The 18,523-nt window shown below is 56.8% G+C and carries 20 protein-coding genes; 6 read left to right on the forward strand and 14 right to left on the reverse strand.

All coding sequences use genetic code 11. The annotated features are described in order from the left end of the window. Positions 1-154: 154 nt before the first annotated feature. Positions 155-499, reverse strand: a complete 345-nt coding sequence (locus ACMXX3_RS00245) for a hypothetical protein (RefSeq protein WP_421082818.1) — start codon at positions 497-499, stop codon at positions 155-157. A gap of 116 nt (positions 500-615) precedes the next feature. Then, a complete protein-coding gene (locus ACMXX3_RS00250) occupies positions 616-915 on the reverse strand; it encodes a hypothetical protein (RefSeq protein ID WP_421082819.1) in 300 nt (99 codons plus the stop codon). Positions 916-1,337: 422 nt separating this feature from the next. Between ACMXX3_RS00250 and ACMXX3_RS00255 the strand changes: the two genes are divergently transcribed. The 3 genes from ACMXX3_RS00255 (at position 1,338) to ACMXX3_RS00265 (ending at position 2,686) form a co-directional block, all read left to right on the forward strand. Beyond that, complete coding sequence (locus ACMXX3_RS00255; RefSeq protein WP_421082820.1) at positions 1,338-1,667, forward strand: hypothetical protein; 330 nt, start codon at positions 1,338-1,340, stop codon at positions 1,665-1,667. Positions 1,668-1,760: 93 nt separating this feature from the next. Further along, complete coding sequence (locus ACMXX3_RS00260; protein WP_421082821.1) at positions 1,761-2,132, forward strand: hypothetical protein; 372 nt, start codon at positions 1,761-1,763, stop codon at positions 2,130-2,132. Continuing rightward, the gene (locus ACMXX3_RS00265) at positions 2,129-2,686 is read left to right on the forward strand and encodes a recombinase family protein (RefSeq protein WP_421082822.1); all 558 of its coding nucleotides are present in this window, start codon (positions 2,129-2,131) and stop codon (positions 2,684-2,686) included. Before ACMXX3_RS00260 ends, ACMXX3_RS00265 begins: the two co-directional genes overlap by 4 nt. A 52-nt stretch (positions 2,687-2,738) precedes the next feature. Here ACMXX3_RS00265 and ACMXX3_RS00270 read toward each other — a convergent pair whose 3' ends face one another. The 9 genes from ACMXX3_RS00270 to ACMXX3_RS00310 all read right to left on the reverse strand — a co-directional run bounded on the left by ACMXX3_RS00270 (position 2,739) and on the right by ACMXX3_RS00310 (position 10,376). Further along, positions 2,739-3,194: a hypothetical protein gene (locus tag ACMXX3_RS00270; RefSeq protein ID WP_421082823.1), complete on the reverse strand. Its 456-nt coding sequence runs from the start codon at positions 3,192-3,194 to the stop codon at positions 2,739-2,741. Next, positions 3,191-3,415, reverse strand: a complete 225-nt coding sequence (locus ACMXX3_RS00275; RefSeq protein WP_421082824.1) for a hypothetical protein — start codon at positions 3,413-3,415, stop codon at positions 3,191-3,193. Before ACMXX3_RS00275 ends, ACMXX3_RS00270 begins: the two co-directional genes overlap by 4 nt. Before the next feature lie 98 nt (positions 3,416-3,513). Further along, positions 3,514-3,996: a hypothetical protein gene (locus tag ACMXX3_RS00280; RefSeq protein ID WP_421082825.1), complete on the reverse strand. Its 483-nt coding sequence runs from the start codon at positions 3,994-3,996 to the stop codon at positions 3,514-3,516. A gap of 158 nt (positions 3,997-4,154) precedes the next feature. Next, on the reverse strand, positions 4,155-4,442 hold the full coding sequence (locus tag ACMXX3_RS00285) for a hypothetical protein (protein WP_421082826.1): 288 nt from the start codon (positions 4,440-4,442) through the stop codon (positions 4,155-4,157). Between the two features lie 483 nt (positions 4,443-4,925). After that, on the reverse strand, positions 4,926-6,299 hold the full coding sequence (locus tag ACMXX3_RS00290) for a hypothetical protein (RefSeq protein WP_421082827.1): 1,374 nt from the start codon (positions 6,297-6,299) through the stop codon (positions 4,926-4,928). Between the two features lie 40 nt (positions 6,300-6,339). Further along, complete coding sequence (locus ACMXX3_RS00295) at positions 6,340-8,202, reverse strand: hypothetical protein (RefSeq protein WP_421082828.1); 1,863 nt, start codon at positions 8,200-8,202, stop codon at positions 6,340-6,342. A 148-nt stretch (positions 8,203-8,350) separates the two neighbouring features. After that, the gene (locus tag ACMXX3_RS00300) at positions 8,351-8,836 is read right to left on the reverse strand and encodes a hypothetical protein (protein WP_421082829.1); all 486 of its coding nucleotides are present in this window, start codon (positions 8,834-8,836) and stop codon (positions 8,351-8,353) included. 38 nt (positions 8,837-8,874) lie between these two features. Continuing rightward, on the reverse strand, positions 8,875-9,693 hold the full coding sequence (locus tag ACMXX3_RS00305) for a tyrosine-type recombinase/integrase (protein WP_421082830.1): 819 nt from the start codon (positions 9,691-9,693) through the stop codon (positions 8,875-8,877). Between the two features lie 74 nt (positions 9,694-9,767). Next, positions 9,768-10,376 (reverse strand): M50 family metallopeptidase, encoded by a 609-nt coding sequence (locus tag ACMXX3_RS00310; protein WP_421082831.1) that lies wholly within the window; start codon positions 10,374-10,376, stop codon positions 9,768-9,770. 600 nt (positions 10,377-10,976) lie between these two features. On the opposite strand from ACMXX3_RS00310, the gene udk reads away from it, so the two are divergent. Further along, entirely contained in the window at positions 10,977-11,600 is a 624-nt protein-coding gene (gene udk, locus ACMXX3_RS00315) for a uridine kinase (RefSeq protein ID WP_421082832.1), read from the forward strand. Positions 11,601-11,716: 116 nt separating this feature from the next. Here udk and ACMXX3_RS00320 read toward each other — a convergent pair whose 3' ends face one another. Beyond that, positions 11,717-12,430 (reverse strand): PspA/IM30 family protein, encoded by a 714-nt coding sequence (locus ACMXX3_RS00320; RefSeq protein WP_421082833.1) that lies wholly within the window; start codon positions 12,428-12,430, stop codon positions 11,717-11,719. 137 nt (positions 12,431-12,567) lie between these two features. Next, positions 12,568-14,592 (reverse strand): TPM domain-containing protein, encoded by a 2,025-nt coding sequence (locus ACMXX3_RS00325; protein WP_421082834.1) that lies wholly within the window; start codon positions 14,590-14,592, stop codon positions 12,568-12,570. Positions 14,593-14,792: 200 nt separating this feature from the next. Between ACMXX3_RS00325 and ACMXX3_RS00330 the strand changes: the two genes are divergently transcribed. Next, positions 14,793-16,451: a trypsin-like peptidase domain-containing protein gene (locus ACMXX3_RS00330; protein WP_421082835.1), complete on the forward strand. Its 1,659-nt coding sequence runs from the start codon at positions 14,793-14,795 to the stop codon at positions 16,449-16,451. Between the two features lie 77 nt (positions 16,452-16,528). Here the strand turns inward: ACMXX3_RS00330 and ACMXX3_RS00335 are convergent, their stop codons facing one another. Further along, positions 16,529-16,996: a tRNA (cytidine(34)-2'-O)-methyltransferase gene (locus tag ACMXX3_RS00335; RefSeq protein WP_421082836.1), complete on the reverse strand. Its 468-nt coding sequence runs from the start codon at positions 16,994-16,996 to the stop codon at positions 16,529-16,531. 133 nt (positions 16,997-17,129) lie between these two features. Between ACMXX3_RS00335 and ACMXX3_RS00340 the strand changes: the two genes are divergently transcribed. Next, positions 17,130-18,362 (forward strand): cysteine desulfurase family protein, encoded by a 1,233-nt coding sequence (locus tag ACMXX3_RS00340; protein WP_421082837.1) that lies wholly within the window; start codon positions 17,130-17,132, stop codon positions 18,360-18,362. Positions 18,363-18,523 lie beyond the last annotated feature (161 nt).

An 18,523-nucleotide genomic window follows, 5' to 3' on the forward strand; every position in this document is an offset into this window, starting at 1 on the left:
TTGCAGGGGGCTGGATTTGCAAGATGCAGATTTCCGGTTGCAAGTATTCCAAAAATAGAATGTATTGCGCGTGCAGATTGCAGAGAATCCAGGTTGTTGCAAAAGGGGATAGCCCCCGGCGCTTTGTAAGTGCGGGGGCTATCTGCAATAGGGGTTACTTGCTCTGCTCTGCCAGCAGGTCAAAAATTGCACCGCTGGTCATTAGAACGTGATAGCGAATGTCGTTCGGCAGGTACATCGGAATGTCCCGGCCTTCGTGCTCGCGTTCAAGCTCGAAACGAACCATGCCGATTAGTTCAGAGGGGCGAGTCAGCGTTACCTTGAGGGTTGCCAGGTGCTCGCGCTGGGCAAGAGGTTCGGCAACGGTTACGAACTCCATATTTTCCAGGTGTTCAAACCGGGGGTCGTGCGCTACTGCGAAATAGGCGATGGTGAGAGCGTAGCCAGTTTCATCAACGCGGATACGGGTTTCGAGGTTGGGGGTTGAAGTGGAAGCCATTGGCTGTTAACCTTTCTATACGGTCTTAGGTGATTGACTTTTCCTTTCGTCCCTAAGACTTTCCGGATGGCCTGGACGCCTAAGCGTCCAGGCCGTCATTGTTTGGGGTGCTACGTTTAGGCGTAGCTGGAAGAATATAGCTCCTTTCCTTCTTTGTAGAGCCAGCCATGAGCCACAGCGTTCACTTTGATGTAGGGGTTCTTCGGGTCGTTGAGCTTTCGCCTGAGAACTACATCTGATTTGAACTCATCTTTTACGGGGGCTACCGTGCCGCTCCAGTAGTTGCCACTGGTATTAGCGCCAAAAATTTCACGAACCCACACGGTTTTTTCGGTAGCGCGGACTACCTGGTAAAACTCAACGTTGGTTTGCTCATAACCCCAAGAGGTGTAAAAGATGTCGCCAGGCTTAACCATGACTTGCTCCGTTCGTTAGGTGGGGCGGGTGACTCTAGCCTTGTGGCTGGTAGCCGTCCCGTTGTGCCGGTTGGCGAAGCAAAGAAGAATGAGCACGCAAGGGCTTATGCAACCCGTAGGGACGTGGGGCACCACTTTTTCTGAGGAAATAAGCGCAGCGCCGAAGAAAAAGGGGATAACCACGGCTGCGAGCTTGCGAGTAGTTGCGTAAGTCCGGTGCTCATTATCTTTGACGTAGACCAACCGGCACCCCTACACCCTGCGCGCCCGCCTGTGGGCGCGGCATTATGTGAGCAGCTTTTAGCTGCGATCACCTCCTTTACCCACACGCTCCGACGGTGCCAATACAATTATTTGTATTTATGAAAAAGTCTGTTATTATAGTTTTGTTGGTAATTTCATAGTGATTCATAGCGGCATCAATGGGGTTCGACTCCCCACTTCTTGTTGCGGTTATTACAGGAGTTCTTCTTTCTCTTCTGGCACTTTTAAAAACTGCTATTAGTTATTTGGGAAAAGATAGAAAGGAGCGTTCGATGAAGAAAGATTTTTCATTCAAAAAGTATGTACTCGTTCTTCTGGAAACACTGACTGACTACGCACAGGATGGTCTGGTACAAGGTGCCGCCATGTTTTCCGATGAGATATCAATGAAGCGTCCGGCATCCGTCGGGCGCTTTTTGTGTTTGGGTGCTTCAAAAACGGTATCTTGGCCAGTTCTGACGCATAATAGTTATGACGCAGTGTTTTGACGCAACTTAGACGAGCTCAGACCACCCACCAGCTGCCGCCCGGCAGTTGCGTCAAAAACGAACGTATTAAACTCAGGAGAAAAAGAAAAATCTATGGCGAAAAGTTCTGAAAAGCTGAACGATCAGGTCGAAGCTGTCAATGACGAACTGAGGCGACTCAAGCTTCAGGAGGTAACAAGTTACGCAGAGAAAGCACTGGTAGATTCAGCCTACGACCAGATGGGGACAAGTAATCTACTACAGCAACTTAGTGCTCTAATACCTGCTCTTATTGCGTTCTTTACCGTATTTCTGACAGGGGGGATTAGCTGGGTAGCTTTGGTTGTTGGCATGATCATCGGACTTGTAGCACTTCTGTTTTTTTACTTCCCTCTCATTATGCCTGCACAACAAACTGCTAAAGCAGTTGAACTTATCATCATGCATAGAGCGGCCCAACCTGCTATCGGTAAGACTGAGCCGTGAAGATTGGATATGCCAGAGTATCAACCCCAGAACAAGCAGAGTCAAAGACTAGCCAGCACCAACAGCTCAAACAGTACGGGTGCGAAAAAATCTATACTGACATTGCTTCTGGGGTGCTTACTGACCGTGCTGGTCTTAAAGCGGCGCTGGAATACGCGCGAGAAAAAGACTCGATAGTAGTAACCCGTCTTGATAGGCTCGGTCGCTCGACAGTCGATATTCTCCGCACAGTCCAAGAGCTTGATAATCGGGGAATCACAATTGAGGCTCTAGATACTCAGCTAGACACCCGCACCCCTGCCGGGCGGCTAGTTCTCAGCGTACTTGCCTCAATGGCCGAATTTGAACATAGCCTGATAGTAGAGCGCACCCGTGAGGGCCTAGCGCATGCCAGAGCACAAGGCCGGGTTGGCGGGCGTCGCCCCAAGCTCGATGAAACACAACAACAAGCGGCCCTTGCCGCCCTAGCTAGTGGAATGAGTGAGGCGCAAGTAGCGCAAACCTTTGGGGTCTCGCGCTCCACCATCACTAGACTCAAACGAGCCAACAAATAATAAAGAACATAGTAGGGGGGGCTACGCGCTATAGCGCGTAGCCCCCCCTTTTTTATCCCTGCGGAAAACGATTGATCTTCCCCAAAACGTGCGGGGTTAATAGCCCCTGATGATGACGGCCTAGCCATTGGGCGACACTTCTAGGTAGGTAGCCCTGGTAGTGTCCTGCAACTGCATCCGGTTCTAGCGGGGATTTGTGTAGCATCTGGCGTACACGGGTCTCATATAAATCAAGGGCCCGCGCAATGTCCCCCAGCGTCATATAGACTGCCTGCTGATTGAGGTTATCCCACGGGGTGCGCCATAGGAAAGGTAAGGTCTCCCGTAGCCCTTTGCCGACCTTTTCACGTTTGCGGAGCCAGTCCACCTGTTGCTGACTATAGACCGCTCGTTGCCCGATGCGTGCAGCAGGTGGAAAGGGTCTATTGCGTATGGCTGAGGCGAAAGTTCTAGGGGGATAGCCTAGTTCTTCATCTACCATTGCTAGGGTGAAAAATTGGGTGGTCATACGTCTTTACGGGCCTTAGATGGGGCCCTCCCCGGTGTCTTTTTTACAGTGGCGTCCCAAGCAAGCAGGGTTTCTTTAGTCCAGCCGACATGTTTGCCTATTCGCGCGTCGGGCTCCGGCTTCTCGCGTCGCTGCACGAAACCCTGATAGCTAATACCTAAGAGCGCTGCGGCCTCCTTGGCGGAGTAAAAAACCGCTGTTTCTTTGGTAGTCTTACCCATAACACTCCTTCCTTTGTTGGGTGTTGTGGCCCCCTGGCATTTTCTACCAAGTAGCTGTTTTAGCTGCTTGCCTGCCAGGGGGCTTTTATTGGTGGTGGTTACTTGGTAAAGCTGTGGGCGATGGCCTTCACCCCGTCTGCATCTTCCAAGATTTCATCTAAGGCATCTTCGCCCTGCTGCTCTTCGTAGCGGTCGGTAAGGTGGCCTTCGATAATGACTTTTTCCCACTCGCTGACCTTTTCTGAGAGGTAGCGGCGTCCTAGCTCGGCGTCGGTGAGCTGATGGGCGGTGTCCTGGAATTGCTTTTCGGTGATTTGGCGGATGTGGCAGGCAACGACTGCTCGGCCTATCTCCAAATCTGCCTGTGTTGCGCCTGAGATTCCTGCGGGGATGGCTGCGCTTGCTGATTCTTCAAAGTAGCGTAGGGCGCGGGTTCCTTGGGGGTCGTTGGAAAATTTTTCTTTAGCCTGGTTGTGCAGCTGAATCAGTGAAATTTTGTGGTCGATCACTGCTTTGTTGCGTGCTGCTGCGGTTTCTAGGTTGAGCTGGTCTAGCTGGGTAGCGGTTGCCTTGCTGGTCATTGGGGACTCCTTTGTTGGTCTTTGTTGGGTGTGGTTCGTGGGGTTTTCTACCTCCCCTTGAACTACACTTATAGTATATCAAACATCAACTAAAAGGGGTAGTGGTTTGGGTAAAAAAATGGCCTAGTCAAAAAGGTTTGACCAGGCCATTATGGGGTCTATTGGATGTAAACATCACCCTCGATATATTCGACTATATCCCCATTGGGTGCTTTGGCTCCCCACCAGTAGCTACCCTCAATGTATTTCACGAGCCACCCAGCCTCACGCAGAGAGTGGGAGAGCTTGCCGTCTCCGCCACTGCCAGGAAAAAAGGCGTCACCCTGGACATATTCTTCATTGGGGAAGCGTGCATGCATAAGGTCAATCAATTCTTGGGCGGTGCTGGTCTTTTTGGCCTGTGCAAGGAAGGTGTCTACGTTTGCCCAGAAGTCGATGTTTGACACTTTGATTCTCCTTTGTTGGTGCTTGTTGGGGTGTGGTTCGTGGGGTTTTCTACCTCCCCTTGAACTACACTTATAGTATATCAAACATCAACTAAATGCGGTAGGTTTCCCCTCGGAATAAATGGAAAAATTTGCCACACCAAACACCCACAGGCTACAAAGAAGAAATCAAGCATCAAACAGTTTTCCCCCTTATCACAAGCCCCTTTCAAGTCCACCACAGAACAACTTTCAATGCTTCGAAAACTACCATCTTCCTCTTCATAGCATTACTTGCCCACACTTTTCCTAGGCAAGTGTTCCCGGAGGGCTCACAGCGCCCCAGCGCTGGGAGTCGCGTAGCGAAACACGCGGCAGGCTCGGTCAAGCTGGGGACAGCTTGCGCGGGGGTTTGGGGGCCGCGTAGGCCCCCATAACCCAACCAACGATAAAGCCGCGGACTAGAGAGAACTCTAATCCACGGCTTTAGATCATCGAGGGTAGTTACTGCTCTTTGGAGCGCCGCCACAGAATAAAGGCAATGATGCCTACAAGGGCGGCTGCCAGAGCAACTAGCCAACCAATGAGCTTACCTAACGAGCTTTCGGACTCGCTGGCGGTCTGCTGCTGGTTATCTGCTTCGGCACTCGCTGAGGCCGTCGGTTCCTGGAACTCGCGGCTATCGCTGGGCGCGGTAGTTGCTTCTGGTTTTTCAGGAACGGATGCGGCTTCAAGGTTCTGGGTAAACTCGCGCGGGGTAACGACCTGAGTTTGCTGGGGCTGGCCTGCTGCCGGGCGCTGCGGGGCGCTAAAACCATCAAGGGCTAGAGCCGATTCGCGGGACTCAGTGATGTTCTGAGGCAAGGTTGCAGCTAGGTCAGTAGGTTCTTGCAGAGCCTGCGCCTGGTTTGAAGCTTGGGATTCTTCCGGCTGCGGCGCGGGGGCAGTAATTTCTACTCGGCGCGGTTGCACAGGTGCCGGGGTAGGTTCTTGCGTAGTCGGTGGATTCGTCGGTGCGGGCTCTGGCTCAGGTGCTGGGGCAGGTTCAGGCTGCGGCACAGGAACCGGCTCAGGCTCTACCGGGTCAGTGGGCTCGGGAGTGGGTTCCGGGGTCGGCTCGGGAGTGGGCTCCACGGGGTCGGTAGGTTCAGGAGTGGGTTCCGGGGTCGGCTCTACCGGGTCAGTGGGCTCGGGAGTGGGTTCCGGGGTCGGCTCTACCGGGTCAGTGGGCTCGGGAGTGGGTTCCGGGGTCGGCTCAGGAGTGGGTTTAACCGGGTCGGTCGGTTCAGGCGTCGGCTCGGGTGTGGGCTCCACGGGGTCGGTAGGTTCAGGCGTCGGCTCTACATCTTCCGGCAGTTCCTTTAGGTCAATCTCCGCGCTCACCTCAGCATCACCCGTAACAGCCTTGGCGGTATAGATACCTGGCTCAAGTTCTGCCAACGTAAAAGTGAACTGGACTTCACCGGCCTCATCAGCCTCAGCAGTAAGTTCCCGTAGCTCATCCTCTCCCGGAGCAACAAGATTAACCGGCTCACCCTCACCGTTCTCAATAATGAACCTTACGGACTCACCGGGGTTATAGCCTGCCAGAGTAAGGGTTGTTTCCTGGGTCAGATAGACGGTGAACTTCTCGGCTTTGAATACCGGCCCGGCGGTCTTAGAAGGGCTAGGAGTCGGTTCCGCAGGCACCGGGGTCTCTGAGGCAATGAGAGAGACGGACGGACTGATGGATGAAACCACCCGTGATACTTGTGTCACCGGCTCTTGCGCGTAGGCGGTTCCCAACGTGCAGGCGGTTCCTAACGCGATCACTGAGGGAGCCAGCAGCCAGACGCTGCGGCGTCCTGTAGTTCCTGGGGTTTGGTCGGCTTTCTTCATGATGTTTCTTCCTGTGTGGTCGTTGAATGGTAGGTGAGGTTTATTGAACTGCTAGGGGATAGGCAACTACGCGGTCGCCTTGCTGGACGATAGCGGCGTTATCCGTCTCAGCTAACAGCACGCTAGAGAGCTGATAGCCATCGTTATTTGAATGGAAGATGAGCCCGGCCCCGTCCTTGGCGGTGGTCATGCTGAATCGGCCTTTGATTTTTTCTACCGTCAGCCCATCAGGCAGGACGGTCACTTGCTGGCCGGTGGCCTCATCGAACACATAGGAGCCAAGAGCGCCGTATTTGTCACCTTCGCCGTCCACCCATCCCAAGGCGGCAACATCTTCAAGTGTCATGTCGTAGGACGCTGCAACCTGTCCATCTGCCAGGGTATGCACTGCCACGGTCACTTCTTCCTTGCACCCGCTGGTATCGCTGGTTTCACAGACTGCCTCGGGATTTTGAGCCCAGATTGTCACGCTGATAGTTGCATCGGCATGTTTCCATGAGTGCAGGGATTGACCTTCATGCGGGGCTGTCAGATTGATTTGCCCGATGGCCTGCCCTTGAGGGTCGATGGTGAGTACCGTGGAGGTGAAGTTTCCGGCAATGATGCCGTTATTGGTAGCGGCCATTGCGGTGTAATCAGCTGGAACCTCATAAGGGGTAAGACCTTCGGGGGTTAGTACCGCGGCGCTATCTGGGGTTAGAACTAGGACGGCCTGGCCGGTGCCTGAGAGCGTTGAGTTAGCCGGCAGTTCTGCGGTGATGAGTTCTCCCTCGGCTCCGGCGTCGGCAGTCCAGGCGTGCAGAGTGTTGCCGGTACGCCAGATAAGGGCTTTGGCTTCGCCTATGGTGGCCTCTCCCAAGGTGCTGATAGGTGCATCTAGGGGGATGTCGCGGATTTTATCGCCCGTTGTGCTGTCGTAGAGGCTCAGGGTCTGATCGGTGATAAGAGCGGTAGCAATGTTAGTTGCCTTGACGTAGGTATCTTCGGGCAGGGCTAGAGACCATAGGGGTTGTTCACTGTAGCCTGCTGGGACACTCAGGACAGTTTGAGAGATACCGGCGGTTTCCGCGTTGTCGCTGTTTGCAATGATGGCGGTGCTAATGCCGCCAATAGTGAGCACCAGGGCGGCTATACCTGCCCCGGCGATAATTTTGTTGCGGGTGGGCTCTAAAAATACCGGAGTTTCGACGTGGCCAGCTGCTGCACTGAGGCGCTGCCAGAAAGGGGGCTTGCTGGGCTTGGTTTGCTCTGGCTCCTCAAAAAGATAGGCGGTCTCAGATTCGGGAGTAGCTGATAGCGGCTGAGCGGTGAGCTCTTCTGTCCCAGCCGGGACAGTTGAGCCGGTGTCAGCTGTTTCGGCTGCGGGGTTTGGCTCTTCAACGTGGGGGACTTCGCCGGTTGCAGGCTGTGAGAGGTCTGCTGAGAGCAAGTTTGATTCGAGCTCTTCTTGCGAGAGAGCAGCTTTAGACCCTGAGCCTGCCCCGTCCGGGATGAAGTTCTTTTCTTCATTGTGCAGGTAGTAGCCGGTGAGCAGTACCGGGATAGGCGCTTGGGCAATATCGGCTACAAGCTGGATGTGGTTTGTTGCTGCCGCTGCGCTGGTAAAGGTGATGAGGGGCGGCCCATCGATACGGCTAATAGCCCAGTCAGACAGAAGCAGGGCGGCGCGTTCTGGGCTGCCTGGCTCCTGGCGGGTCACTTGTCCTTGGCTGTCAATCGTAAAGATGGCCTGGGGGTCTGCATCAGCATCGTAGACCCCAAAGGTGACTGGCTGGCGGCGAATAGCAGCCTGCTGTGAGAGCAGCGATAGGGCCTTATCCCAAGTCTGTGACTCAATCGTTACCCCGTCGATTTTGACGGTAAACGATGATGGGGAGAGCTGTAGTTGAGGGGTGGGTGTCACGATCTCATCTCGTCTCGGTTGCGGTCGTTGAATGGTCTTTCTGGTCAGTGTGTATTGCCGCTGCACCCTCCTGTGTGTAAATCAGATGAAAGGCATGAAAAGGGCGGCGACTTGGGAGGTCGCCGCCCGGTAGTGAGCAAAAGGACGTTTAGAAGGGATTTTCGTTTACATCATGGTTGGTGGGGTCTGCTCGATAGGAGTCGAAGAGTTCTAACAGTTCCTCAGCGTCGGAGTCCTTGTTATCCATCCACCAACCGGCGTGTGTGAAGGCGCGCGCAGGTTCGAGGATGCGAGTTTCAAACTCGTCGTCGTCCATCGTGGCGTCCTCACCGCGGATATAGGTTTCTAGTGCAGCGGTGAGCAGTTGATCGCGCACAAGAATCCCATATTTCTGCTGCTTTTCGGTGCCCTCTAGTTCTTCAAGCTCGAAGCGGGTCATATTTGTGCGGGCGTTTTCTTCCCGTTTCCGGTCATACTCGGCTTGGTTGTCTTTCATGAAGCATTTTCGGCATCGGCCTTTGTTCTCTAGCCAGCGGGCATAGGATTTGCGGTTGTGCGCTGGCTGGTCTGAAAGGTCGCGGGTTTCAGTGTGGCCGCAGGAGAGTTTGAGAGTGAACTCGGTGGCTATTGCCATGAGCCTATCCTTTCTGTGACGTGGGTCTTGGTTTTTATTCACGCTGCTAGTAGGGCTTGTAAATCAATGAGTGAGGCGATTGCGGCGGTGAGCTGTTCATCTTCTACTCCGATGTAGCTTTGGGTGGTTGCTACGTCTGCGTGTCCTAGAAGCTCTTGGACAGCACGGATATCCTTGCATCGGGCGTAGGTGGTGGTTGCGAACCAATGGCGTAACTGGTGGGTGGTGTAGGGCCCACCTAGTAGACGCGAGATATTCTTACCGATGTTATCCGGGTGCCGGTGGCCTGTGAACCGTCCTGGGAAGTAATAGCCGCTGCTCTTGAGTTCAAGGTAGGGTCTGAGCACTGGGTGGGCTGGGATATGTCGCAAGACTTGGCCTTTGCCGCGGATGGTGAGCCAGCCGTTTACATAGTCGTTGGTGTGTAGCTTGGCGATTTCGAACCGGCGGAGTCCAGCATATGCAGCCAATAAGATCATGAAGGTTTCTTCGGATGTTTGGGCTTTGGTGAGCCCGCCGGTGAGCACTTCATCGGGAATCGGGCGGGCTTTGCCTCGGGGGACTTTGACCGATAGAAAGAGCTTGGTGGGATTATCTGGCCGGGTGCCGGTTATTTCTAGGTAGTGGAAGAAGCGGCGGATAGAGCCCAGGGCGTTTTTCTTTGACGCTGGTTTCCATCGGGGGTTTGCCAACCATTCTGAGAGCTCTGTGTGGCTGATGGTTAGCGGTGTATGGGTAGGGTAGCTGCGGGCTAGGAGTTGGAGCCAACGGGTGCGGGTGTTGATAGTTGAGGGCTGTCGCCCGGCTGCTAGGAGCCAGTTGTTAAAACTGGTGATGGCGTTTGTCCATGTGGTCATGGGTTTACCCCTTTGTCTACAGGTTTAATTTTTCCTGTAGGGGCGCCGGTAGCCGGGCGGTCGGTGAATACTGTTTAGGCTACAGATTCCGCTTCTACTGTGCAGCTAGTTTTCCCTATCTGGACAGGCTGCATGTCTTGGTAGAAGAAGTGGTCTTGGCCTTTGCCTCTAAGGGTGCGCCAGGTGGCTTTGAGCAGTTTTCGCCCGTCGCTGTTGTGCTGGAATGGCGCGAGGGCTAGGAGGTTGTTGGCTATAGATATAGCGGCTGAAAGGGTGATGGGGTTAGTCCAATGCTGCCCAAGGAGAAGGGGAACGGCGACAAATAGTGCTGCCGTGGTGAGCCCGATAAAGGGGCCAGCGAACGAGATCCTGATTTGGTTTTTGTTGCTGCGGTAGGCCATTGGGGTATCTTCGAGCCACACTGAGCATTTGGTGAGTCCTATGTAGAGTTTTTCCCACCGTAAACCAAGGTGGCGGCCTGTCAGTGCATGCCCTAGTTCGTGAGCAAGCATTAGTAGATGCGAGGTAAGAACGAAGAGGAAGATGTAGATGAAAGGGATGTGGTGCCGCTCTGGAGTAAGGTAGTCGGCTAAGCCGTAGCCAAAGAATCCAACGAGGGAAACAAGGGGGATATGGAAGATATACCAGGGGGAGACGATGATTTTGGGGCGGGGGTGTCTCATGCCTGCCCTATGTGCCGATGGGGAGCGGTGTGCTGTAGAATTTTTTGAAGGGCGAGAAGAGTTTTTACTAGTGGTCGATAAATTGGGTCTTGTAATCCGGAGGCCGCAGGTTCAAATCCTGCCCCCGCAACTTATATGAAGAAACCCACTCGAAAGAGTGGGTTTCTTCGTTTAAACAATCCAGGGGCGGGGCAGGTCATTCCGCAGATTTTTTACTTCCTCGCTCGCTCGCTCGGAAAAATCTGCTCCATCCCCGCAACCATGTGATAAGTCGTCCCGATTGGAATAAATCAAATCGGGGCGACTTTTTTCTTGCCCTTTTGATTCGGACGTCAAGGGGGAAGGCACTCTCGGCATAAAATCAGGCCTCAACACAGCTGCGGTGACTGAGAGTTCTGGCGGGGCAATCTAGATTTGGACCATAACCAGCTCAAAAACCTGCCAAAATAGGCCCCAAAATGACTTTGAGATGGTCCAAAGTGAGGGGGAAAGCCCGAGAGGGAGCCGAGTCTCACGCCAGGTTTTACCTCAGCTACCAGCCCATAACGGTAAGCTTAGGGTGGCTTAATTACTTGATCCTCAATTGATAGGCATGGCTTCGTGAAACCCCTCATTATCGGTATCGCCGGTGGCACCGGCTCCGGCAAAACCACCCTCACCAATACCCTGATTGAACGATTCGACGGCAAGGTCGGGGTTATCTACCACGATAACTACTACAAGCGGAATGACCACCTCACCTACGAGGAACGTGAACTCCTCAACTACGACGCCCCCGAAGCCTTCGATAACGACCTGCTGGTCACCCAGCTCAAGGCCCTCATCGGCGGCCAAACCATTGAAACCCCGGTCTACGATTTCTCCGCCCACAATAGGTCAGATGATACCCTCATCGTAGAACCCCAGCCCATCATCATCCTTGAAGGCATCCTCATCTTCGTCGAACCCGAAATCCGAGACCTCTGCGACATCAAAATCTTCGTCGATACCGACGCCGACGTCCGTATCCTCCGCCGCCTGCGCCGGGACGTCATCGAACGTGGCCGCACCATTGAATCCGTTGAAGCCCAGTACCTCACCACCGTCAAGCCCATGCACGAGCTCCACGTCGAGCCTTCAAAGAAACACGCTGACGTTATCATTCCCGAGGGCGTCAACCTGGTAGCCCTTGATATGCTCTTCCACCGGATCACCGGCCACCTTGATCTACCGGCTACCCCCTAGCCTCAAAACCAAACCGATACAAAAACCCCGCTCGCGCTCTTAGCGCAAGCGGGGTTTTTGGGTTAGGACGTTAGCCTACCTGTCCCAGCCTCATGGCAGGGATAGGGGGCGTTAGTTTATTTGCCGGCCTTAAGGGCTGCCAGGCGGGCGTCGAGCTCTGACTGGCGACCCAGCTCTTCAAGGTCGTTGAACTGGGCGTCCAGGGAGGAAGCGGCGAGTTCCTGCTGACCGATAACGCGGGCCTCTTCCCGTCGGACCTTGTCTTCAAAGCGGGCAATTTCGCTGGTGGGGTCCATGACGTTGAAGGATTTGAGGGCGTCATTGACCTGGGACTGGGCTGCTGCGGTCTTCTGGCGGGCTACCAGCTCACCGCGCTTACGCTTGACCTCGCCCAGCTTTTCCTTCATCTGGGTCAGGCCGTTCTTGAGCTGCTCAACGACCTTGGTCTGAACCTCAATCTGGGGGGCGATAGCAGCTGCTTCGTTCTCAGCCTGCATCTGGCGGCCCAGGGCGATCTTGGCCAGGTTATCGAACTTATCGGCGTTGGCAGTGTCGCCAGCTGCGCGGAATTCGTCAGCCTTGTTAGAAGCTGCGAGGGCCTTGGCGCCCCACTCGTTTGCTTCGCGGGTGTCTTCTGCGTGGTCAGCTTCAAGCATACGCAGGTTGCCGATGGTCTGGGCTACAGCCTGCTCAGCTTCTGCGATGTTGTTGGTGTAGTCACGAACCATCTGATCCAGCATCTTCTGGGGGTCTTCTGCTGCATCGAGCAGGGCGTTGATGTTGGCCTTGGTGAGCTGGGCAATACGGCTAAAGATGGTCTGCTTTACCATGGGTTTACCTTTCGGTGCGGTGGGTGAGATCAGCAGCGGGATTGCTGGGATCTCTTGTGGTTTATTGTGGCAAGTAAATATGAAAGTCGGGCAACGAAACACCGGAGCGGGCTACGTTGTGAGCGAAAGGCCACCGGCTAGAAGTTTCCTCCTGCGCCGCCGCCGCTACCGAAGCCTCCACCGAAGCCGCCTCCACCGAAGCCGCCGCCGAAGGTACCTCCTCCCCAGCTGCCTCCGGAGGAGCTGGAGTTATTGTTGCCACCGAGAAGGGTTCCGAGCAGGATGCCTCCGAGCATAGCGGAGTTGAAGTTACCGCCGGAGGTAGGGCCGGGGCGGTAAGAGTGCCGGCGGTTGAAGGAATCAACATCGGAGCGGGCGATCCTCTGGGCATCTCCTGCCAGACGGATTGCCTCGTTGGCGCGGGCCAGGGCAGTGACGGGATCGGTGACCTGCAGACTCTGGGCTTCTGAGAGGTTGCGTTCGGCTTCGCGCAGGCGGGTGCGGGCTTCTGACTTGACCCCTCCGCGTCGGCCCCACACGTAGTCGTTTGCGGTTGAAACCTGGGCCTGGGCTGAGATCAGGGCATGTTTGAGGGATTCCTGGGCGCTACGGACCTGTTCGTGGCTCTGCCTAACCGTGCCCAGGGCTGCGTCCAAATCTGACCGGACTTCATGGAGCCGGGCATTGAGAACGTAGGGGTCAATGAGGCCGGCTGCCCGCTCTGCCCGGATACTGCCGAGGACGGCAGCGACCCCGGCAGCGGAAGCGGAGAGCTGGGCGGAGGCGGGGGAGCCTGCCTTTGCCAGTTCTCGGGCTGAGGCGACGTCGCGGTCGGCGATCAAAAGGGCGTTATCGAGGCTGGCTGACATGGCTCCCAGGTCGGTTTCTGCCTTGTGCACCGCTTCCAGCAGACCCTTGGCCTGGCCTAAGGCCTCTTCAGCGGCCCGGAGTTCCATAATGGCGGCGCTCCGGTTGCCGGCCATGTGCCCTTCTGCTTCAGCAGCTGATTCCTGGGCAAAGGCTAGGCGGTTGCGGGCTTCTGCGACGTTTTCTGCTACCGCTCCGAAGGCGGTGGGGGCGTAGGCTGCCCCGAGGCGGTCGAGGGCGGCCTGGGCCGGGGCGAAGAGCTGGTTGGCTGAGGCCAGTTGCTGACGCAGGGTTGCGAGGGCAGCCGGTGCCTTGTCTTCGAGTTTGCGGAGGTTGGTGAAGTTGGCGACCTGCTCTGAGAGGGCTTTTTGGGCGTCCTGGGTGCGGCCAATGATTTCGGTCAGCCAGGCCCGCTGGTCGGCTTCGGTGTCGGGAATTTCGTCGTCGAGTTGCTTTTGGAGCTGGAAGGACCGCTGCATGTGGGCCTTGGCCTGCTCAATTGCCCGGACGAAGGGGGCCACTTCAGCGTCGCCGTACTGGAGGCGGGCAAACTCGACTTCCTGGAGGGAGTGGGCGATGGCGTCGTCAGTTTGGACCAGGAGGTGGCCAGCTTGGGTCCGGAGCTGGTCAATGGTGGGGTGGGGGCCGTTGGCGGTAGGACGGGGCCGTCCCGGCTGGGACGTGGGTCGTGCGGAATTGCGCCTGGCGCGGCTGACGGCATAGGCGCCACCTCCGGCCAGGGCTGCTACGCCCAGCAGGACCCCGCCACCGACGAGGGCTTCACCAGCCCGGGCGGCAACGGCTGCCCCGGTGCCGGAGCTTGAGCTTGAGAGGGCTTCTGAGATGCCGGTGATGGCAGCTTCAGCTGCGGCTGGATAATCAGAGTTAGATAGCTCAGGGAAGATGTAGTTCTGGTAGATCTCTTCCTGCTGGGAAGCTGAGAGAACCCCGGTTGATCCGGCGATAAAGTAGGCCTGGCGGGCCTCTGTGGCAATGACGAGGAGCACGTCGTTACTGCCCATGTTGTTCATCTGGGCAAAGTCGCTGGCCCAGTCGGCAGATGAGGAGGGCTGTTCGAATTCGTCGACGGTGACGACAAAAAGATTGACTTGTTTGCTTGCTGTGAGCTCAGCGATTGAATCTTGGAGTTGGTCGGTGGCCCCGAGGGCCCCGGTGGTGTCAGCGACGCGGACGCCCGGGCTCAGGTCGAAGGGCTCTTCAGCCAGGGCGGGGGAGGCTAGGCCGAGGCTAAGGGCGGCGAGGAGGGCAGCTGTGAGAACCGGCTTGCGGGGCATGGAGAACCTCATTGGGGTCGGGGATTTCCTTGTCCCTATTGTATCTATCTCTTAAGCCGGGAGAAGTTTCACCAAGCCTTCAGCGAATTTCCAGCTTAGGCTCACTGTAGACACAGACCGGTGGAGCATAGTTGGGGTCAGAGATAAAAGAAGCGGCCAAGGGGCCAGCTTCCCTGATATGAAAGAAGTGACGTTAGACGATGAGTCAGGACCCCTGGAACAAGACCCCGCAGCAGGCTGAGGACCATACTGTTGAGCTTTCTGCCCATCGGGAGCCCGTCCAGCCCGAAATCGCAGGCCAGGAGGCCGTGAATGATTCCCCTGCCCAGGGGATCGCTTCAGAAACCAGCCAGGATCAGCAGACTTGGCTGGGGTCCTACCCCCAGCAGCCAGGTGCCCAGTCTGTGGCTGATCAGACCGTTCATGATCAGGTATCTTTCCATACTTCTTCCGGTAGCGAGTACCAGGCCCAGCCAGGTTACCAGGGGGAGGCTTTCTTTCAGCCGGTTTCGACTGAGGGTTCTTACCAGCAGGGGCCAGCTTATTTCGGGCCGGCTGCGCATCCGGTCTATCAGGAACCGGCTTCAGCCTATGGCTACAGCGCAGATCCTCAAGTGTATGGTGCCGGTGCCTACTATGCTGAGGCTGGCAAAAAGAAGCATTCAACCGGAACCGTCCTAGCCCTGGCCCTGCTGGCAGCCCTGGTCGGTGGTGGGGTAGGCGGCGCTGTCATGTCAGCGGCAGCGCCTGGCGGTATCAGCTCCTTAGCCTCGGTGACCTCGGGGACGACCATCGTGAACAATACGGATTCTGTCAATGAAGTCACCGCTGTTGCCGCCAAGGCAACCCCTTCTACCGTCACGATTTCAGCTACCTCAAGCACCTCATCGGGGTCAGGTTCCGGGGTAATCATCGATGGTGAGGGCCATATCCTGACCAACACCCATGTGGTCACCCTTGATGGAGCCACCGCGAATGCCTCCATTGAGGTGCAACTGGCTGACGGCACCGTCCGTCCGGCAACCGTGGTGGGCACCGATCCCACCAGCGACCTGGCCGTCATCAAACTTGAAAATACCAGCGGCCTGACCCTGACCCCCGCCTCCCTGGGGGACTCTGACGCCCTCAACGTCGGGGATCTCACCGTCGCCATTGGAGCCCCCCTGGGTCTGTCTAATACCGTAACCACCGGCGTCGTCTCAAACCTGGTGCGAACCATTGAGGTGGCCTCATCAGCAGCTGATGAATCCACCGATTCGGGAAGCAGCACCACCGACCCCTTCGGAAGCTCGCCCTTCCAGTTTGAGATTCCCGGTCAGCAGAGCCAAGGCACCACTGCCAGTTCAACGATTGCCATTAACGTGATCCAGACCGATGCTGCGGTCAATCCCGGTAACTCTGGTGGTGCCCTCATCAACTCAGCCGGTGAAGTGATCGGTATTAACGTGGCAATTGCTTCTACCGATTCTTCAAGCACCTCTACCAGCGGCAACATTGGCGTTGGCTTTGCTATCCCAATCAATTACGCCAAGCGGGTGGCCCAGGAGATTATTGCTACCGGCTCAGCTACCCACGGTATGCTCGGTGCTACCGTCACTACCTCTCCGGCAAATAATGACTCTTCCCAGGCCTTTGGCGACGGAGCCTTGATTCGGGAGCTGACCGCCGGTGGGGCCGCAGAGGCTGCCGGCCTGCAGGCTAATGACGTTGTGGTTGCGGTCAATGGCCGGGCTATTACTGATGCAACCGAGCTGACTGCCACCGTCCGTCAGGCAGCTGCCGGTGAGGAAGTCACCCTGACTATCCAGCGGGGCACCAGCACCCAGGACGTCAAGGTGACCCTGGGATCTGCTGAATAATTTGCCCACAAGTTAAAATCGCCGCTAGCTCACCTGAGGAAAGCTAGCGGCGATTCTGCTTAATTCCAGAAGCAAATCTAGATTTTTCCACCCTCAAAGCCGTGCTGCCGCCAGGCCTCATACACAGCAATAGAAGCACTGTTTGCGAGGTTGAGGGAGCGCCGTCCGGGGACCATGGGAATCTTGACCCGTTCGGTGACATGCTCGTCGTTCTGTACCTCGTCAGGCAGGCCCACAGATTCAGGCCCAAACATGAGCACATCCCCTGCCCGGTACTCAATATCGGCAAAGTTTGTTGTTGCGGTGGTGGTAAAAGCGAAGACGCGGGCAGGGGAGAGGGCCGCCCAGGCGTCCTCCAGGGTCTCGTGGACGGTCATCACCGCCAGATCGTGGTAGTCCAGGCCTGCCCGGCGCAGGTTGGCATCTTCAAAATTGAAACCGAGGGGTTTGACCAGGTGGAGCTCAGCGCCGGTAATGGCGGCAAGTCGAATGGCGTTACCGGTGTTGCCGGGGATCTCAGGAGTATAAAAAAGAATCTTGAACACCCCACCAGTTTACGGCCCACTGGGTGTGGAGGCAGACTGGGTCTGGCCAAGGGTGAAGTAGTCCATAGTCGCCCGGGAACAACGGGATGTAAGATGGAAGGCTGACACACCAGCTGGAAACGAGAGGGAACCTATGCCCAGGGTCTATGTGGACCACGCTGCAACCACCCCCATGTTGCCTGCAGCTATTGACGCTGTCACCGAGCAGATGAAAATCGGTGGTAACCCCTCATCCCTCCATTCGGCTGGCCGCCGCGCCCGGGCCACCGTCGAATACGCCCGGGACCAGATTGCCAGGGTTGCTGGCTGCGATGCTGCTGAAATTATCTTTACCTCCGGCGGAACCGAGGCCGATAACCTGGCTATTAAGGGACTGTACTGGAAGCGCCGCCAGGCCAACCCTAGAGCGACCCGCATTATTGTTTCGGGTATCGAGCACCACGCGGTGGGCGACGCGGTGGAATGGCTCGAAGCCCATGAGGGAGCTGAAGCTGTGTGGGTAGCTCCGGACGCGAGTGGTCTGGTGAGCGCTGAAGCTATCCGGCAGGCGGTGGGCGAGAATCCAGAGACGGTCGCCCTCATTTCCGTGATGTGGGCTAACAACGAGGTGGGCACCGTCCAGCCTGTTGCAGACATCGCAGCCCTTGCTACCGACCTTGATATCCCCTTCCACACCGACGCGGTGCAGGCATTTGGCACCCTGCCGGTGAACTTCAAAGAATCCGGTGCTACCACCATGGCAATTTCCGCCCACAAAATTGGTGGGCCCATGGGGATCGGGGCCCTGATTGCTACCCGTAGCGCCCAGCTGATGCCGGTACTTCACGGCGGCGGCCAGGAACGTTCGGTACGGTCAGGAACCATTGATGCCGCCTCCATTGCTGGTTTTGGGGCGGCAGCTGCTGAAGCCGGGAAGAATCTTCTGACTGAGGCTACCCGCCAAGCTGATCTGCGGGACCGGCTGGTGGAGGGCGTCCTGGCCGCTATCCCCGAGGCACAATTGCGAGGGGCTACCCCCGAAAGCGCCCAGGACCGAGCGTCCGGCACTTTCACCCGCCTACCCGGCAACGCCCACTTCACCTTCCCCGGGTGCGAGGGGGACTCCCTGCTCTTCCTGCTTGATATGGCAGGGGTTGAGTCATCCACCGGTTCTGCCTGCAATGCCGGGGTGCCCCGCCCCTCCCACGTCCTGCTGGCTATGGGGCTGAGCGAGGACGAGGCCCGCGGCGCCCAGCGCTTCACCCTGGGGCACACCAGCACCGAGGACGACGTTAAGGCCCTGCTTGACGCCCTGCCCGGTGCCTGGGCCCAAGCTAAAAAGGCCGGTATGGCTGGCCACGCCCCGGACGCCGCCCGCTGGAACTGAATCCGGCTGGGCGAGGGCAAAACGCGACCGACCGACCGCTGGGACTGAACCCGGCTGGGCGAGGGCAGGACGCGGCTGACCGACCGCTGGCTCGGGGCTGGCGTGAATCGCGACGAGCCCCAGGGCGAGGAGCGAGAGGGTCGCGGTCGGGGCCGCGTCCT

This window comes from Rothia nasimurium (assembly GCF_049068285.1).
Lineage (GTDB): Bacteria > Actinomycetota > Actinomycetes > Actinomycetales > Micrococcaceae > Rothia > Rothia nasimurium_I.

What these genes read in the sequence shown, in the direction of transcription:
- ACMXX3_RS00245 (WP_421082818.1), bottom strand. Translation starts at nt 499, where the DNA reads ATGGCTTCCACTTCAACCCCCAACCTCGAAACCCGTATCCGCGTTGAT.
- ACMXX3_RS00250 (WP_421082819.1), bottom strand. Translation starts at nt 915, where the DNA reads ATGGTTAAGCCTGGCGACATCTTTTACACCTCTTGGGGTTATGAGCAA.
- ACMXX3_RS00255 (WP_421082820.1), top strand. Translation starts at nt 1,338, where the DNA reads ATGGGGTTCGACTCCCCACTTCTTGTTGCGGTTATTACAGGAGTTCTT.
- ACMXX3_RS00260 (WP_421082821.1), top strand. Translation starts at nt 1,761, where the DNA reads ATGGCGAAAAGTTCTGAAAAGCTGAACGATCAGGTCGAAGCTGTCAAT.
- ACMXX3_RS00270 (WP_421082823.1), bottom strand. Translation starts at nt 3,194, where the DNA reads ATGACCACCCAATTTTTCACCCTAGCAATGGTAGATGAAGAACTAGGC.
- ACMXX3_RS00275 (WP_421082824.1), bottom strand. Translation starts at nt 3,415, where the DNA reads ATGGGTAAGACTACCAAAGAAACAGCGGTTTTTTACTCCGCCAAGGAG.
- ACMXX3_RS00280 (WP_421082825.1), bottom strand. Translation starts at nt 3,996, where the DNA reads ATGACCAGCAAGGCAACCGCTACCCAGCTAGACCAGCTCAACCTAGAA.
- ACMXX3_RS00290 (WP_421082827.1), bottom strand. Translation starts at nt 6,299, where the DNA reads ATGAAGAAAGCCGACCAAACCCCAGGAACTACAGGACGCCGCAGCGTC.
- ACMXX3_RS00300 (WP_421082829.1), bottom strand. Translation starts at nt 8,836, where the DNA reads ATGGCAATAGCCACCGAGTTCACTCTCAAACTCTCCTGCGGCCACACT.
- ACMXX3_RS00305 (WP_421082830.1), bottom strand. Translation starts at nt 9,693, where the DNA reads ATGACCACATGGACAAACGCCATCACCAGTTTTAACAACTGGCTCCTA.
- ACMXX3_RS00310 (WP_421082831.1), bottom strand. Translation starts at nt 10,376, where the DNA reads ATGAGACACCCCCGCCCCAAAATCATCGTCTCCCCCTGGTATATCTTC.
- ACMXX3_RS00320 (WP_421082833.1), bottom strand. Translation starts at nt 12,430, where the DNA reads ATGGTAAAGCAGACCATCTTTAGCCGTATTGCCCAGCTCACCAAGGCC.
- ACMXX3_RS00325 (WP_421082834.1), bottom strand. Translation starts at nt 14,592, where the DNA reads ATGCCCCGCAAGCCGGTTCTCACAGCTGCCCTCCTCGCCGCCCTTAGC.
- ACMXX3_RS00330 (WP_421082835.1), top strand. Translation starts at nt 14,793, where the DNA reads ATGAGTCAGGACCCCTGGAACAAGACCCCGCAGCAGGCTGAGGACCAT.
- ACMXX3_RS00340 (WP_421082837.1), top strand. Translation starts at nt 17,130, where the DNA reads ATGCCCAGGGTCTATGTGGACCACGCTGCAACCACCCCCATGTTGCCT.